Below are 13,718 nucleotides of genomic sequence, written 5' to 3' on the forward strand. Positions count from 1 at the left end.
CGGTGACACGGCCGTTCAGCGTCGTTGCGCGCGCGCTCTCCGGCGGGCGTTCAGCAGGACCCGCAGTGTGCTCGGCAGCGACGGGGACGCGGAGCCGCGCAACAGCCGGGCGCCGCGCGCGAACGCCGCGTCGGCCGTGAGCAGTTCGATCCTGATCACCGCGTCCAGCAGCACTCCGGCGGGGCCCTCCGTGAGGACGGGCTCCTCGGCCGCCGCCCGCAGACAGACGCGGGCCGCCTCGACCTGGTCCTCCACCAACTCCCGTGCACCCGCCGTCTCCCGGCCCGCCACGAGGTCCTCCACGGAGACCGAGAAGCGTTCCAGGGTCTCCACCGGGATGCCCAGCCGGCCCTCCGGCAGGTCCTCGGCCAGGTCGTTGACGAAATCCAGCCGTTGGCTGCCGTCGATGAGCGTGCGGCAGGCGGCACGGAACCGTCCCTGCCGCCCGTCGTCCCCCTCCGGCCCGACCAGGCACGCCACCAGCAGGAACGCGGGCAGCGAATAGGCGTCCACATAGGCCTGGTAGTCGGCCTCGGTCGCGAAGCCGGTGAACTCCAGATCGGTGGTGGCGGTGGCCAGATACTCCTCCACCGCCACCCGCAGCCGCGGATGCGCGTCCGCGCTGTGCAGCAGCGCGCGGATCAGCGGATCCTCGCTGATCCCCGTGTCCAGCGCCTTGCGCACCGCTTGTTCCCACGCCGCCCACGCCGCGATCCGCTGCGGCTTCGGACCGGTGTCCAGGAGGTCGTCCCCGTGATGCATCACCGCCGTCGCCGCCACGAAATGGGGCAGCAACGGCCGCGGCGACAGCAGCCGCGCCGCGACGTACGAGGTGCGCCGCACCCGCGCCACCAGGTCCCGCTGCGCGGTGTAGTCCCGCCGCGCCTCCGGCTCCCGCACACCCGCGGCGTCCAGGCTCTGCTTCCACACACTCATGCGCCGACTCATGCGCTGATCGTAGGCGCGCCCGCCGGGCACGGCCGACGACCCCGGACCTGCCCCTTCATCCCTTGCGCCCGGAGCGGACGCGCCGCGGCCCCGGTCGGCGCCGCGTGCGAGGATGGCGGTGCGAAGACCGGGTGGGGACATCGGAGATGGGACGCAATGATCGGGACCGTGTTCCGTAGCGAGGACGTGCCTGCGGAAGACAGATTCGACTTCTGGCGCGAACTGCTCGGCGCCACCCGGGCGAGCGAGGCGATCAGCGCCCACGCCGCGGACTTCCGGGCGGAGTTGCGGTTGATGGAGCTGGGCCCGGTGACCGTGTGGCCGGCGTCGTGCCCGCCGTCCCGCTACGTGCGCGACCAGCGCATGGTGCGCCGCTCCGACCCCGAGCTGTACCACCTGACCCTGCTGCTCGACGGCGCCCTGGCCCTCGAACACGCGGGCCGGTACGACACGTTCGGGCCGCACGACCTGCATCTGGCCGACAGCTCACGGCCGTACGACATCCGGTCGGCGGACGGCCGGGGAGCCGCGCTCATCAGGGGAGTGGGCGTCGACTTCCCCAAGGCGCTGCTGCCGCTGCCGCCGGACCGGGTCCGGAAGTTGCTGGGGCGGGGGCTGTCGGGGCGGGAGGGGCTGGGCGCGCTGCTGGCCGACTTCCTCACCGGTCTGGACCGCCAGGCCGACTTCCTGCGGCCGTCGGACGCGCCCCGGCTGGGCACGGTCGTCCTCGATCTGCTGTCGGCCTGGTTCGCGCACGCGCTGGAGGCCGAGGCCGCCCTGCCGCCGGAGACCCGGGTGCACGTGCTGACCCAGCGGATCCGGGCGTTCATCAGGAAGAACCTGCACGATCCGGAGCTGACTCCGCCGGTGATCGCCGCCGCGCACCACATCTCCCTGAGCTATCTGCACCGCGTCTTCCAGCAGCAGACGCGGGGGGAGACGGTCGCCGCCTGGATCCGTGCCCGGCGGCTGGAGGGCGCGGCCCGCGATCTGGCCGACCCCGCCCTGCGCACCACCCCGATCCATGTCATCGCCGCCCGCTGGGGCATGCCCCGCGCCTCCGACTTCACCCGCGCCTTCCGCACCACGCAGGGGCTCTCGCCGCGGGAGTACCGGGTGCGGGCGCTGCCCGAACAGCGGCCGACGCCGCCTGAGGGCGGTTAGGGCTGTGGAGTCACCGGAGTTCGCGATGCGCCGAACTTCGCGGTCCATGTCACCGACGCCGCCGCGACCGCCGAGCGGCTGCGGCGCGACGGCCACGAGATCGAGCTGCTGACCTTCGCCCGAGAGGGGTCGCCCGTGTCGTTGCGGGAGGCGTTCCGGTCGTGCCGCTGCCCGGCGGGCATGTGCACTTCACCTCCGGCCCGGCGGACCGGATCACCGCGCTGCTGCTGCCCGGGGCCCCCGCCCACGATGGTGATCCGCGACCTCGACATGCGCCCGCGACAGCTCACTCGGCGTCCGCGACAGCTCACTCGGCGGGCGCGGCGGCCTCCGGGCGCGGCGCGCGGCGGCGGATGAACCAGGCGGCGGCCGGCTCGGTGTACCGGGCGGTGAGCGGGCCGACGACGACCAGGATGAGGACGTACGCGGTGGCCAGCGGGCCGAGGGACGGTTCGATGCCGGCGGTGACGGCGAGGCCGGCGATGACGATGGAGAACTCGCCGCGCGCGACGAGCGTGCCGCCCGCCCGCCAGCGCCCCTTCGTCCCCACGCCCGCCCGTTTCGCCGCCCAGTAGCCGGTGGCGATCTTCGTGGCCGCCGTGACGACGGCGAGGGCGAGCGCGGGCAGCAGCACGGGCGGGATGCTGGCGGGGTCGGTGTGCAGGCCGAAGAAGACGAAGAACACCGCGGCGAACAGATCCCGCAGCGGCGCCAGCAGCCCGTGCGCGCCCTCGGCGACCTCACCGGAGAGCGCGATGCCGACGAGGAACGCGCCGACGGCGGCGGACACCTGGAGCTGCTGGGCGACCCCGGCGACCAGCAGGGTCAGCCCGAGGACGACGAGCAGCAGCTTCTCGGGGTCGTCGCTGGAGACGAACCGCGAGATGTGCCGCCCGTACCGCACGGCCACCAGCAGGACGAGCCCGGCGGCCGAGAGGGCGATCGCCAGGGTGACACTGCCCGCGGCCAGGCTCGTCCCCGCGACCAGCGCGGTGAGGATCGGCAGGTACACGGCCATGGAGAGGTCTTCGAGCACCAGGATGCTGAGGATGACCGGGGTCTCGCGGTTGCCGAGCCGTCCCAGGTCGCCGAGGACCTTGGCGATGACGCCGGAGGACGAGATCCAGGTGACCCCGGCGAGGACGACGGCGGCCACAGGGCCCCAGCCGAGCAACAGCGCCATGGCGGCGCCGGGGAGGGCGTTGAGGGCGGCGTCGACGAGGCCGGCCGGGTACTGGGTCTTGAGGTTGGAGACCAGATCGCTCGCCGTGTATTCGAGGCCGAGCATGAGCAGCAGCAGGATCACGCCGATCTCGGCGCCGATCGCCACGAACTCCTCACTCGTGCCCAGCGGCAGCAACCCGCCCTCCCCGAAGGCGAGACCGGCCAGCAGATAGAGCGGGATGGGCGAGAACCTCAGACGACCGGCGAGCCGGCCCAGCAGCCCCAGCCCGAGGATGATCGCGCCGAACTCGATCAGGAAGACGGCGGAGGAGTGCCCGGACGACGGCGACCCGGCGGCTATCTGAGCGGAGAGGTACATGAACAGCTCACGTCCGCCCGAGTATCGCGGCGGCCGACTCCACACCCTCCCGGGTGCCGATCACGATGAGCGTGTCACCGCCCGCGAGGCGGAAGTCCGGAGTGGGGGACGGGATCGCCTGGGCCCGACGCAGGACGGCCACGATCGACACGCCCGTCTCGGTCCGCATCCGGGTGTCGCCGAGGACCCGGCCGTTCCAGTACGAGGTCGACGCCAGCTCGATCCGCTCCGCCACCAGCCCGAGATCGGTGGTGGACAGCAGGTTCGGGCTGTGGTGACCGGGGGCGAGCGCGTCGATCAGGAGGGCGGTCTCCGGTTCCGTCAGATGCAGCGCCTGGGCGCAGGCGTCCGGGTCGTCGGCCCGGTAGACGTTCACCGTCCTGGTGCCGTCCCGGTGCGCGATCACCGACAGATGACGGTGCTCCCGGGTGGTCAGGTCGTACTGGACACCGATCCCCGGCAAGGGTGTGGTGCTCATCCGGCCGGCAGGCACAACCCCTCCCCCTTTTCGTAGAACTCTGCGTGCGCTTGCGTGGAACTCTTCGTGTGACGAGGGGCCATGGTGCCATCCGCGAAGTGGCCGGGGATATGGGTGTCAGCACGGATGGACAGGGCCGGTGACCGGCGGAAAGGGTGGGGCGGGGCAGTGGGCCCGGAACCGTGGAGGGAGCATGGAGGCATGTCGCTGTACTGGCGGATCCTCCTGTCCAACGCGGCCGTGCTCATGGTCGCGGTCCTGCTGCTCCTCGGCCCGGTCACCGTGTCCACGCCCGTGCTGTTCGGCGAGGCCCTCGTGCTGCTCGCCGGGCTGGTCGTGATGCTGATCGCGAACGCCGTCCTGCTGCGGGTCGGGCTGGCCCCCCTCGGCCGGCTGACCCGGGCCATGACCACCGCCGACCTCCTGAGACCCGGTAGCCGCACCACGGTCACCGGCCCGGTCGAGATCGCCGGACTCACCCAGTCGTTCAACGCCATGCTGGCCCGCCTCGAAGCGGAGCGGGCCACGAGTTCGGGCCGGGCCCTGTCCGCGCAGGAGGCCGAACGCCGGCGCCTGGCACGCGAACTCCACGACGAGGTCGGGCAGACCCTGACCGCCGTGCTGCTCCAGCTCAGCCACGCCGCCGACCTCGCGCCCCGGGCCGTACGCACCGAACTGCGGCAGGCACAGGAGACCACCCGCGCGGGCCTGGAGGAGATACGCCGCATCGCGCGCCGCCTGCGCCCCGGCGTACTCGAAGAACTCGGCCTGCACAGCGCCCTGCGCGCCCTCACCACGGAGTTCACCACCCCACGGCTGCGGGTCACCGCCCACATCACCCCGGGCCTGCCCCGCCTGGACCCCGACACCGAACTCGTCCTCTACCGCATCGCCCAGGAGGGCCTCACCAACACCGCCCGGCACGCCGACGCCACCCGCGCCGAGATCCACCTCCGCCCCCTGCCGGACGGCCGCACCGCCCTGCTGATACGGGACGACGGCCGCGGTATCGCCGCCGCGCCCGAAGGAGCCGGTCTCAACGGCATGCGCGAGCGGGCCCTGCTCATCGGCGCCGACCTCACCATCGGCACCGGCCCCCGAGGAGGCACGGAGATCACCCTGCACGCCAAGACCGGTGACCTCGCCCCGACTGCCGACCGAGTCCCCACCGTCGGGAGTGCCCACACTGCCGACCTCGTCCCCACCACCGACCGCGTCCCGGAAACCGCACGATGACCCGACCGGCCCCGGCCCGTATCCTCCTCGCCGACGACCACGCCCTCGTACGCCAGGGCGTGCGCCTCATCCTCGACGCCCAGCCCGATCTGACGGTCGTGGCGGAGGCGGCCGACGGTGTGGAGGCGGTCGCGCGGGCCCGCGAGGGCGGCATCGACCTGGCCGTCCTCGACATCGCGATGCCCCACCGGACCGGACTGCAGGCGGCCCGCGAACTGGCCCGGCTGCGGCCCGAACCACGCACGCTGATGCTGACGATGTACGACAACGAGCAGTACTTCTTCGAGGCGTTGAAGGCCGGCGCCTCCGGCTACGTCCCCAAGTCGGTCGCCGACCGCGACCTCGTCGAGGCCTGCCGCGCCGCCCTGCGCGACGAACCCTTCATCTACCCCGGCGCCGAGACCACCCTCATCCGCACCTACCTCGACCGCGCCCGCACCGGCGACCGGCTCCCCGAACGCCCCATCACCGAACGGGAGGAGGAGATCCTCAAACTCGTCGCCGAGGGCCACACCTCCAAGGAGATCGCCCGCCTCCTCGTCATCAGCGCCAAGACCGTCGAACGCCACCGCGCCAACCTCCTCCACAAACTGGGCCTGCGGGACCGCCTCGAACTCACCCGCTACGCCATCCGCACGGGCCTGACCGAGCCCTGACCCGCCGCCGGTCCCCTCAGTCGGGGGTAGTGGAAGAAGACGGTCCGGTTCAGGGTGAAGGCATGACAGAACTGCAGACCTTCGTACTGCCCTCGACGGTTGACGGCAGTGACACGGACCAGGCGCTCGGCCAGGCACTGATCGCCGCCTGGCAGGCCGACGGCATCTTCCAGATCCAGGCCACACCGGAACAGGAAGCCGCCACCGAGCGGGCCCTCGACGCCTCCAGGGGCTTCTTCGGCCGCCCGTTCAAGGAGAAGGCCGGGCACGTGTCCGACCTCACCTACAGCGGGTACGTCGCGTCCGGTGAGGAGGAGACGGCCGGGGAGAAGGACGGCTCGGAGATCTTCACCGTCTGCCCCGACATCCACGAGGACGACGCCCGGGTCGCCGAGAAATGGCCGTGCCACGGCCCCGCGCCCTGGCCGTCCCAGAGCTACGCCGACGCCATGAAGGACTACATGGGCACCGTCGGCGACATCGGCGAGCGACTGCTCCGGCTGGTCGCCCTCGGCCTCGGCCTGGACGACATGGACCACTTCACCAAGCTCACCGAGGACGGCTGGCACCACATGCGCGTCCTGCGCTTCCCGCGCGCGGACGCCACCTCCGAGCGCGGCATCGGCTCCCACACCGACTACGGTCTGCTCGTCATCGCGGTCCAGGACGACGTCGGCGGCCTCTACATCCGTCCCCCGGTGGAGGGCGAGACCCGTGGCCGCAACTGGCTGCCCGACGAGTCCATGGCCGGGCGGTACGAGAACGAGGAGCCCTGGACGTTCGTCACCCCGGTGCCCGCGGTGTTCACCGTCTTCCCCGGCGACATCATGCAGTTCATCACCGGCGGCAACCTCCTCTCCACCCCGCACAAGGTGCGCCTGGCCGACCGTGAGCGGTACACCATCGCGTACTTCCACGAGCCGTCCTTCCAGGCCGTCGCCCGGCCTCTGGAAGGGGGCGGGGAGGACGAGTTCATCCACTACGGCACGCACTTCACCAACATGTTCATGCGCTGCTACCCCGACCGCACCGCCACCGCCCGCATCGAGAGCGAGGACCGGCTCACCGTCCTCGAACGCCTCCGCAAGGAAGCCCTCACCTCCTGAACCACGACCGAAGCCGCCCGGCACCTGCCGGGCGGCTTCCGTGCACGGGTTCTCTCCCGGCCGTGCGGCCGTGCGGCTGTGTGGACATGTGGCCGTGTCGCCTGGTGCAGGAGTTCAGGGCAGCAGTCCCAGGCGGCGGGCGGTCACGACCGTCTCCATCCGGGTGTGGCAGCCCAGCCGGCGCATGGCGCTGCGCAGATAGCTCTTCACCGTCTCGGCCCGCAGACCGAGTTCGTCCGCCACATCGGCGTTGGTCCGCCCCAGCGCGACGCAGGACAGCACATCGAGTTCCCGCGACGAGAGGCCGCTGAAAGGGTGCGAGGCGGGGGCCGCGGCGGTGGCCAGCCCGTCGGACACCCCGACGACCCGGTCGCGCAACTCGTCGTCGGTGAGCTGCTGGGCGAGGATCCGCAGCTCCGCGTACGCCTCGCGGACCGTCTCCCACCGGGGGGAGGTGGGCTCCGTCGTCCGGTCGGCCGTCTCCGGGGGCTCGTTGAGGGCGTCGAGGCGGCGCAGCACCTCGTCCCGGACGGCGAGGTTCTGTTCCAGGCTCCGGGCGGCCTGCATGACCGCGTCGACCGTCCGGTCGCCCAGGGCCACGGACCGGCGGACCGCGCCGTACATGACCGCCCGCACCGTGCGGTGCACCACCACGGGTGCCGCGACGACGCCGTGGATGCCCTCGGCGGCGACCATGAGGTCGTAATGGTGGCTGATCTGCCTGGAGTTCGCATAGTCGTTGACGGCGACGGGGCGTTGCAGGGCCACCACCTTGCCGCCGAGGCCCATACCGAATCCGAGGGTCAGACCGAACAGGGCGTTGGTGGAGTTGCCCGTGAACTCGGTGAGCTGTGCGTGCCGGCCCCGGACGACGACGCCACCGAAGGCGAGGTCCACGTCGGCCGTGTCCCGTAACGCGGTGATGCCGCGTTTCACCTGGCGGTCTTCGTCCGGGACGGGGGGTGATTTCACTGTCATACGGCTACCTCGATCTGCCCGGGGGCAAAGCGCGCCCCCTGCCCGACAAGTGCGCGGGCTTCGTGCGGAATGGTGCTTGTGGTGCGTCTGCTGTGAATCAATACGCGAAAGCGGGGTTCGTGACTCGCCGCCGACGGTGGCTACGGCCGCCGCTCGTCGCTCGTCGCTCGTCGTTCAGGCGGAGCGGCTTCCCCGTTCGGGGAGCACTCGATGCCGGGCGGGCGGGCGGTGCGGAGTGTGGATGTCGGCCGCCCCGTGGCCGGGGCCGGGCAGGGTCTTCGGCGCGGGTGCCGGCCGCGTCAGGGCTTCGCCGGGTTTGTCGGTCAGCCGGGCAGGGGCTTCGCGGCGATGGGGAGGGGGAGAGGGAGGCCGAGGCCTTGGGCGATCCGTTCGGCGGCGGGCTGGAGGAGGGTGCACAGCCGGTGCGTTCGCTGGGCGCCGAGCGTGTCCCAGGGCGTCGAGGCGAAGCGGTCGGTGAGTATCTCGACGGTGTCCCGGGCCGCACGGCCCCCCGGGGTGAGCTCTCCGGCGGAGTCCAGCAGCCGGCGGTCGCGCAGCCGCCGTTCGCCCTCGGCCCACTCCTCGTCGGTCCAGCCCCGGCGGGCCTGGATGCTCGACCGGACCTCGCCGCCCGCCGCTGTGATCGTCACCAGCGCCTCGACGCCGTCGAACCCGGCATGCGTCAGCGCGGCGACATGCCCGTCCCCCCGGTACTCGCGCAGTGTCGTGGCCGCCTGCCACAGCGCGAGGTGGGGCGCTTCCGGGAGCGGCAGGGCGGCGTTCGCGGCGCCGAGCGGACGGCCGGGCGCGCCGCACGCGGCGGCGGCCGAGACGGCGAGGGACGCGGCCTCGGCGATGCACGGACCGTCGACCGTCTTGCCCAGCAGAGCGCGCAGCGCCGCGTCCACGCCGGTCAGCCGGGCGGCCAGGATGGCGTCGGGCGGCGCGGCCTCCCAGACGGACGGGACCGCCCGTGCGACCAGACCCGGCTCGAAGTGATGGAAGAGCGCGGTGACCACGGCCGCCGGGGCCGGGCCCAGCGGGGCGGCACGGCCGCCGAAGTAGCCGCGCCACAGGCCCTTCACCCCGATGTCCGCGAACGCCTCCTGGACTTGGGGCGCGTAGTAGAGCACCGCGTGGTACGGCTCCAGGACGTCGTGCAGGGCCCGTGCGGTCGTCCGGGGCGCCACGGCCGGCGCGCTCACCGGGCCGCCCCTTCCACGAGCGGGCCCCGCGCCCCGGGCGACTCACCCGGCGAACCGTCCGTCGTCACCTCCCGCGCCTCACCCAGCTCGCCACCCAACCCCTCACCCAACCCCTCACCCAACCCGGCATCCCGCCCCTCGTTCTCCTCGGCCGGTGCCGCGGCGAACCGCAGCAACCCCGACAGCCCCCGCTTGTCGATCTCGTCGGCGATCACGAGCCGCTGGACCTCGGAGGCGCCCATCCAGATCCGGTCGACGCGGGCCTCGCGGTAGAGCCGCTCGACGGGGTTGTCCCGCAGGCAGCCGCGCCCGCCGAAGATCTGCACCGCGCGGTCGACGACCCGCCCGGCGGCCTCGGTCGCCGACACCTTGGCCATGGCCACCATCGCGTTGAGTGTCCTGGGGTCGCCGCCCCGGTCGATCTCCCACGCGACCCGGTACACCAGCATGCGGTTGACGGCGATGTCGGTCGCGGAGTCCGCCAGCATGGCCTGGACCAACTGGTGCCTGATGAGGGGCTGTCCGCCCTCCACCCGCTCGCGCGCCCAGTCCGAGGCCAGCCGCAACGCCCGCTCCGCGGCGCCCACGGCGCGCGCCGCGACGAGGACCCGCTCCTCCAAGCAGGTGGCCCGCACGAGGTCGAGCCCGGCGCCCACCTCCCCGAGGACGGCGTCGTACCCCACGTGCACGTCGTCGAAGGCGAACTGCGGGTGCTCGTAGGCGAAGTGGTGGGTGTAGCGCGGTGTGGCGACCGGCCGTACCCCCGGGGTGTCCTTGTCGACGAGGAACAGCGTGGGCCCGCCGTCGGGCCGGACGATCGCGAGGACGAGCAGATGGTCCGCCGGCTCCCCCGGGCCGACGAACCACTTCTCACCGGTGATGCGATACCCGTCGAGGGCGCGCTCCGCGACGGTCGCGAGGCGCCGGGGGTCCGACCCCGCGTCCGGCTCGGTGATCGCCATCGCCCCGAAACGCTCGCCCCGGTTCCCCGGCAGGAGATACCGCTCGCGCTGCTCCGGGGTGGAAGCGAGCAGTGCGGCGGCGGTCGGCCGCCACACGGCGGCCCACAGACCGTTGGTGAGCGCCCCCAACTCCTCCTCGACGGTGACCTGTTCGACCCAGGTCAGCCCCGCGCCACCCCAGGCGACCGGCGCGTTCATCGCCTGCAACCCACTGTCCAGCACGGTCTGCCGGAGCGCGGCTCTGCTTCGCGGGCCCAGACCGTCGCCGGCCTCGCACTCGTCCTCGTAGACCATGATCTTCCGGGCGAGGTCGACAGCGCTTTCTCTGAGGTCGGCGAGACGTGGGGAGTACGAGAAATCCATGGGGCGCCTCTCTGTGCGCGCAGGCTCGGGCTGCTGGGGGCACGCAACGGCCCTGCGTCCAGCGGGCCTTGAGTCGGTGGAGGGAGAGAGCACGCTGGCTCGCCCCCGGCCCGGCCGGAGCCGGGAGCGGCCTGTCGCTCGCACCACGATGAGGTAAAGCGGGCCGTCCAGCTACCCCCGTCTGAGGGTGGGGCGGGGGAGACCGCTACTGAACGCCCGATCAGAAAGCCGTCTCGGGCACCTCGACGCGCCGCGGCGCCGGGGGCCCGCGCCGGCGCGGGCACGTGTCACCTCTTCTGAAGACTGACTCTTCGTCAACTACGTTTCCGTTGAGCACTCTTGACGCGGTCGCGGCGCTTGAAGAACTGTTTCTCCTGACGACGGGGGAGTCGCCCACAGCGATGTGTCACCCACTGTCTGTCAGGTGAGGAGTCGGCCCTGTCGTGTTACCGGCGGAAGACAGCGAAGAGGCCGCGGCCGCCCGCGCCGCGGTCCTGACTCTGCGCAGGGAGAGCGGGTTGCCCGTCGCCGGGGCGGCCTGGGTGGTCGCCCCCCGGCAGCTGCGGATCAGCGAGACGAGCGGCGTCCGGTCACGCAACCGCCGGGGACTGTCCGTCCCGGCCGGGGCCGGACTGATCGGCAAGGTGCTCAGGACCGGCAGACCGGCGGCGGTCAGCGACTACCGGACCGCCCGGCAGATCAGCCACGAGTACGACTCCTTCGTCGCGGCCGAGGGCGTACGGGCGATGGCGGCGGCCCCTGTGATCGTGGGCACCACCGTCCGGGCCGTCCTCTTCGTGGGATCCCGCGACGCGGTACGGCTCGGCGACCGGGTGCTGACCGCGCTGACCCGGGCGGCGCGCGACCTGGAGCAGTTCCTCGCGTCCCACGAACAGGTGGGCAGGCTGCTGTCCGAGGCCCGCGCCGTGCGCGACAGCGCCGCGCCGCGTGACGGTGCCGCGCTGGGCCGGGTCCACGAGGCCCACGCCGCACTGCTGGACGTCACCGCGACCCTGGACGACGGGCACCTCAAGGACCGCTTCCACGAGGTGTGTCTCCTGCTGGGGCAGGGCTGTTGCGCCGAGGAGCCCGAAGGGGCGTCCCTCGCGCAGCCGGCGCGGCTGTCGCCCCGCGAACTCGACGTCCTCACCGCGGTCGCCGCGGGCTGCACCAACCTCGACATCTCCGACCGGCTCGACATCGGTCTGGAGACCGTGAAGGGCTATCTCCGCTCGGCCATGCGCAAGCTCGGCACCACCACCCGCTTCGAGGCGGTCACCGCGGCACGGCGCGCCGGCCTGCTGCGCTGACCCCCTCACCGGGTGCCCCCCCTCACCGGGGGCCCCGCAACCGGGAGGCGCGGTCAACTCCGGTGCACGACGGTCACCTTGACGCTCAGCGTGCCCCGGTTGTCCTCGGAGCAGACGCCGGCGGTGTCGTTCATGCCGAGCTGAAGCGTGCCGTCCCCGGTGGCCTTGAAGGTCAGCTTCTTCCCGACGGTGTGCACGGGGAACTTCTTGTCGCCCGTGAGGACCGCGAGCAGCGAGGCGAACGGCGCCGCGGCCTTGACCTTGCAGTCCTTCGCGCCCTCCAGCAACGCGTCGGTGGCCGCGTCGTAGCCGGCCGGCCCCGCCATCGGCATGTTCCGGTGATCGGCCGTCCACTCGCCCGAGACGAAACGCACGGTGACCCGGTCGCCCTGCCGCACGGTGACCCCGTTCACCGGCTGCCAGCCGGTGGCCGACTGGACGACATGGGCGACGGTCGCCGTGGATTCCCCCTGCAACGGCAGCACTCCGGCGAGGAAGAGCCCGCCCACCGCACCCGCCGCCAGCACCGCCGTACCGGCCAGCCCCCACCACAGCGGCTTCCGCCCGGCCGGACGCGCCGTCCCCCGGCCCGGCCCCCTGGGCGCGGACGACCGGGCGTGCCCGGCCGTCGGCACGGTCTCCCCGACCCGTACGGGCCGCTCGTGGCCGCTGGTCACGGTGTCGACGTCGGCGAGCGGCGCCGACGGCCGGGAGACGCGCACGGTCGCCGAGGGCAGCGGCCCGGGGCCCGGCTCGCCCGCCGCGACGAGCCGCAGCGCGGACCGTACGCCCGCCGCCGACGGACGCGCCTCGGGGGACTTGCGCAGCAGCGCCTCGACGACCGGCCGCAGCGGGCCCAGCCGCTCCGGCAGCACAGGCTCCTCGTACGCCACCGCGTGCAGCGTCGCGGGCCCTCCCGGCCTGCGGAACGGCGACTGCCCGCAGCTCACCGAGACGAGGGTCGCGCCCAGCGACCACAGGTCGGAGGCCGGACCGCTCTCCGCGCCCGTCACCCGCTCGGGCGCCATGTACTCCAGGGAGCCCACCAGTTGGCCCGTGCTGGTCAGGAACTCGCCGTCGTCCAGGGCCGCGATGCCGAAGTCGGTGAGCACGGCGTTGCCGTCGCGGCGCAGCAGGACGTTGGCGGGTTTGACGTCCCGGTGCAGCGCGCCGGCCGCGTGCACGGCCTCCAGCGCGTCGAGCATCTGCAGCCCGAGCGCCGCCGTGTGCTGCGGGGTGAGCGGTCCCGACTCGGCGACCCGGTGGGCCAGCGAGGGGCCCTCGACGAGTTCCATGACGATCCAGAGCCGGTCCTCCGCCTCGACCAGGTCGTGGACGCCGACCACATGCGGGTGCGGGACCCGGGCCACCGCGCGCGCCTCCCGGACCGCCCGGCGCATCCGGACGCGGTGCTCGTCGTCGCCGTGGGAGAGGAGATGCAGTTCCTTGGCGGCGACCGGGCGGTCCAGCAACTGGTCGTGGGCGCGCCAGACCGTGCCCATGCCGCCCCTGCCGAGGACCTCATGGAGCAGATACCGTCCGGCGATCAGCCGTTCCGTGCCGCGCTGGGCGCGCGTCGCCGTCTGGTCGTCGCCGTCTGCCGGTATCACGTGCTCGCTCACGTTCCCTCCCGGTGAGCGAGGTGCCCGCCGGTCGTCGCCTGTTCGGTCGGTCGTCATGCGTTCGAACGGGGCCGAGCATAGCGGAGCGCGTGGTGCGGGCATGCCGTCAACTGCGGTGCGCCGAAGGTGTTTTGCGGAAGCGGCCGG

Annotated in this window: 12 protein-coding genes; 5 read left to right on the forward strand and 7 right to left on the reverse strand. The window is 72.9% G+C overall.

Annotated features, from left to right (window positions below; all coding sequences use genetic code 11):
* Nucleotides 1–15: 15 nt before the first annotated feature.
* The gene (locus ACZ7MG_RS04565; RefSeq protein ID WP_471392811.1) at nucleotides 16–936 is read right to left on the reverse strand and encodes a squalene/phytoene synthase family protein; all 921 of its coding nucleotides are present in this window, start codon (nucleotides 934–936) and stop codon (nucleotides 16–18) included.
* Between the two features lie 168 nt (nucleotides 937–1,104).
* Between ACZ7MG_RS04565 and ACZ7MG_RS04570 the strand changes: the two genes are divergently transcribed.
* Nucleotides 1,105–2,112, forward strand: coding sequence for an AraC-like ligand-binding domain-containing protein (locus ACZ7MG_RS04570; RefSeq protein ID WP_471392524.1), 1,008 nt, complete (start codon nucleotides 1,105–1,107; stop codon nucleotides 2,110–2,112).
* 307 nt (nucleotides 2,113–2,419) lie between these two features.
* Here the strand turns inward: ACZ7MG_RS04570 and ACZ7MG_RS04575 are convergent, their stop codons facing one another.
* Together ACZ7MG_RS04575 and ACZ7MG_RS04580 are read right to left on the reverse strand one after the other, a co-directional pair.
* Complete coding sequence (locus ACZ7MG_RS04575) at nucleotides 2,420–3,655, reverse strand: cation:proton antiporter (protein WP_471392527.1); 1,236 nt, start codon at nucleotides 3,653–3,655, stop codon at nucleotides 2,420–2,422.
* A gap of 7 nt (nucleotides 3,656–3,662) precedes the next feature.
* On the reverse strand, nucleotides 3,663–4,133 hold the full coding sequence (locus tag ACZ7MG_RS04580; protein ID WP_471392530.1) for a cation:proton antiporter regulatory subunit: 471 nt from the start codon (nucleotides 4,131–4,133) through the stop codon (nucleotides 3,663–3,665).
* Between the two features lie 201 nt (nucleotides 4,134–4,334).
* On the opposite strand from ACZ7MG_RS04580, the gene ACZ7MG_RS04585 reads away from it, so the two are divergent.
* From ACZ7MG_RS04585 to ACZ7MG_RS04595, 3 genes are all read left to right on the forward strand, one after another.
* Nucleotides 4,335–5,369: a HAMP domain-containing sensor histidine kinase gene (locus ACZ7MG_RS04585; protein ID WP_471392533.1), complete on the forward strand. Its 1,035-nt coding sequence runs from the start codon at nucleotides 4,335–4,337 to the stop codon at nucleotides 5,367–5,369.
* Complete coding sequence (locus ACZ7MG_RS04590) at nucleotides 5,366–6,025, forward strand: response regulator transcription factor (RefSeq protein WP_471392535.1); 660 nt, start codon at nucleotides 5,366–5,368, stop codon at nucleotides 6,023–6,025. The genes ACZ7MG_RS04585 and ACZ7MG_RS04590 overlap by 4 nt, the downstream gene beginning before the upstream one ends.
* A gap of 62 nt (nucleotides 6,026–6,087) precedes the next feature.
* Nucleotides 6,088–7,131, forward strand: a complete 1,044-nt coding sequence (locus ACZ7MG_RS04595; RefSeq protein ID WP_471392538.1) for a 2-oxoglutarate and iron-dependent oxygenase domain-containing protein — start codon at nucleotides 6,088–6,090, stop codon at nucleotides 7,129–7,131.
* A gap of 114 nt (nucleotides 7,132–7,245) precedes the next feature.
* On the opposite strand, the gene ACZ7MG_RS04600 is transcribed toward ACZ7MG_RS04595, so the two are convergent.
* From ACZ7MG_RS04600 to ACZ7MG_RS04610, 3 genes are all read right to left on the reverse strand, one after another.
* Nucleotides 7,246–8,109, reverse strand: coding sequence for a helix-turn-helix transcriptional regulator (locus tag ACZ7MG_RS04600; RefSeq protein WP_471392541.1), 864 nt, complete (start codon nucleotides 8,107–8,109; stop codon nucleotides 7,246–7,248).
* A 323-nt stretch (nucleotides 8,110–8,432) separates the two neighbouring features.
* Nucleotides 8,433–9,314, reverse strand: coding sequence for an SCO6745 family protein (locus tag ACZ7MG_RS04605; RefSeq protein ID WP_471392544.1), 882 nt, complete (start codon nucleotides 9,312–9,314; stop codon nucleotides 8,433–8,435).
* Nucleotides 9,311–10,639: an acyl-CoA dehydrogenase family protein gene (locus ACZ7MG_RS04610; protein WP_471392547.1), complete on the reverse strand. Its 1,329-nt coding sequence runs from the start codon at nucleotides 10,637–10,639 to the stop codon at nucleotides 9,311–9,313. The genes ACZ7MG_RS04605 and ACZ7MG_RS04610 overlap by 4 nt, the downstream gene beginning before the upstream one ends.
* A gap of 443 nt (nucleotides 10,640–11,082) precedes the next feature.
* Between ACZ7MG_RS04610 and ACZ7MG_RS04615 the strand changes: the two genes are divergently transcribed.
* The gene (locus ACZ7MG_RS04615) at nucleotides 11,083–11,949 is read left to right on the forward strand and encodes a LuxR C-terminal-related transcriptional regulator (protein WP_471392550.1); all 867 of its coding nucleotides are present in this window, start codon (nucleotides 11,083–11,085) and stop codon (nucleotides 11,947–11,949) included.
* A gap of 53 nt (nucleotides 11,950–12,002) precedes the next feature.
* On the opposite strand, the gene ACZ7MG_RS04620 is transcribed toward ACZ7MG_RS04615, so the two are convergent.
* Nucleotides 12,003–13,571 (reverse strand): serine/threonine-protein kinase, encoded by a 1,569-nt coding sequence (locus ACZ7MG_RS04620; RefSeq protein ID WP_471392552.1) that lies wholly within the window; start codon nucleotides 13,569–13,571, stop codon nucleotides 12,003–12,005.
* Nucleotides 13,572–13,718 lie beyond the last annotated feature (147 nt).

The organism is Streptomyces sp. NPDC107538, from assembly GCF_055657445.1.

Coding starts and splice junctions, on each gene's coding strand:
- ACZ7MG_RS04565 (WP_471392811.1), bottom strand. CDS start 936: ATGAGTGTGTGGAAGCAGAGCCTGGACGCCGCGGGTGTGCGGGAGCCG.
- ACZ7MG_RS04570 (WP_471392524.1), top strand. CDS start 1,105: ATGATCGGGACCGTGTTCCGTAGCGAGGACGTGCCTGCGGAAGACAGA.
- ACZ7MG_RS04575 (WP_471392527.1), bottom strand. CDS start 3,655: ATGTACCTCTCCGCTCAGATAGCCGCCGGGTCGCCGTCGTCCGGGCAC.
- ACZ7MG_RS04580 (WP_471392530.1), bottom strand. CDS start 4,133: ATGAGCACCACACCCTTGCCGGGGATCGGTGTCCAGTACGACCTGACC.
- ACZ7MG_RS04585 (WP_471392533.1), top strand. CDS start 4,335: ATGTCGCTGTACTGGCGGATCCTCCTGTCCAACGCGGCCGTGCTCATG.
- ACZ7MG_RS04590 (WP_471392535.1), top strand. CDS start 5,366: ATGACCCGACCGGCCCCGGCCCGTATCCTCCTCGCCGACGACCACGCC.
- ACZ7MG_RS04595 (WP_471392538.1), top strand. CDS start 6,088: ATGACAGAACTGCAGACCTTCGTACTGCCCTCGACGGTTGACGGCAGT.
- ACZ7MG_RS04600 (WP_471392541.1), bottom strand. CDS start 8,109: ATGACAGTGAAATCACCCCCCGTCCCGGACGAAGACCGCCAGGTGAAA.
- ACZ7MG_RS04610 (WP_471392547.1), bottom strand. CDS start 10,639: ATGGATTTCTCGTACTCCCCACGTCTCGCCGACCTCAGAGAAAGCGCT.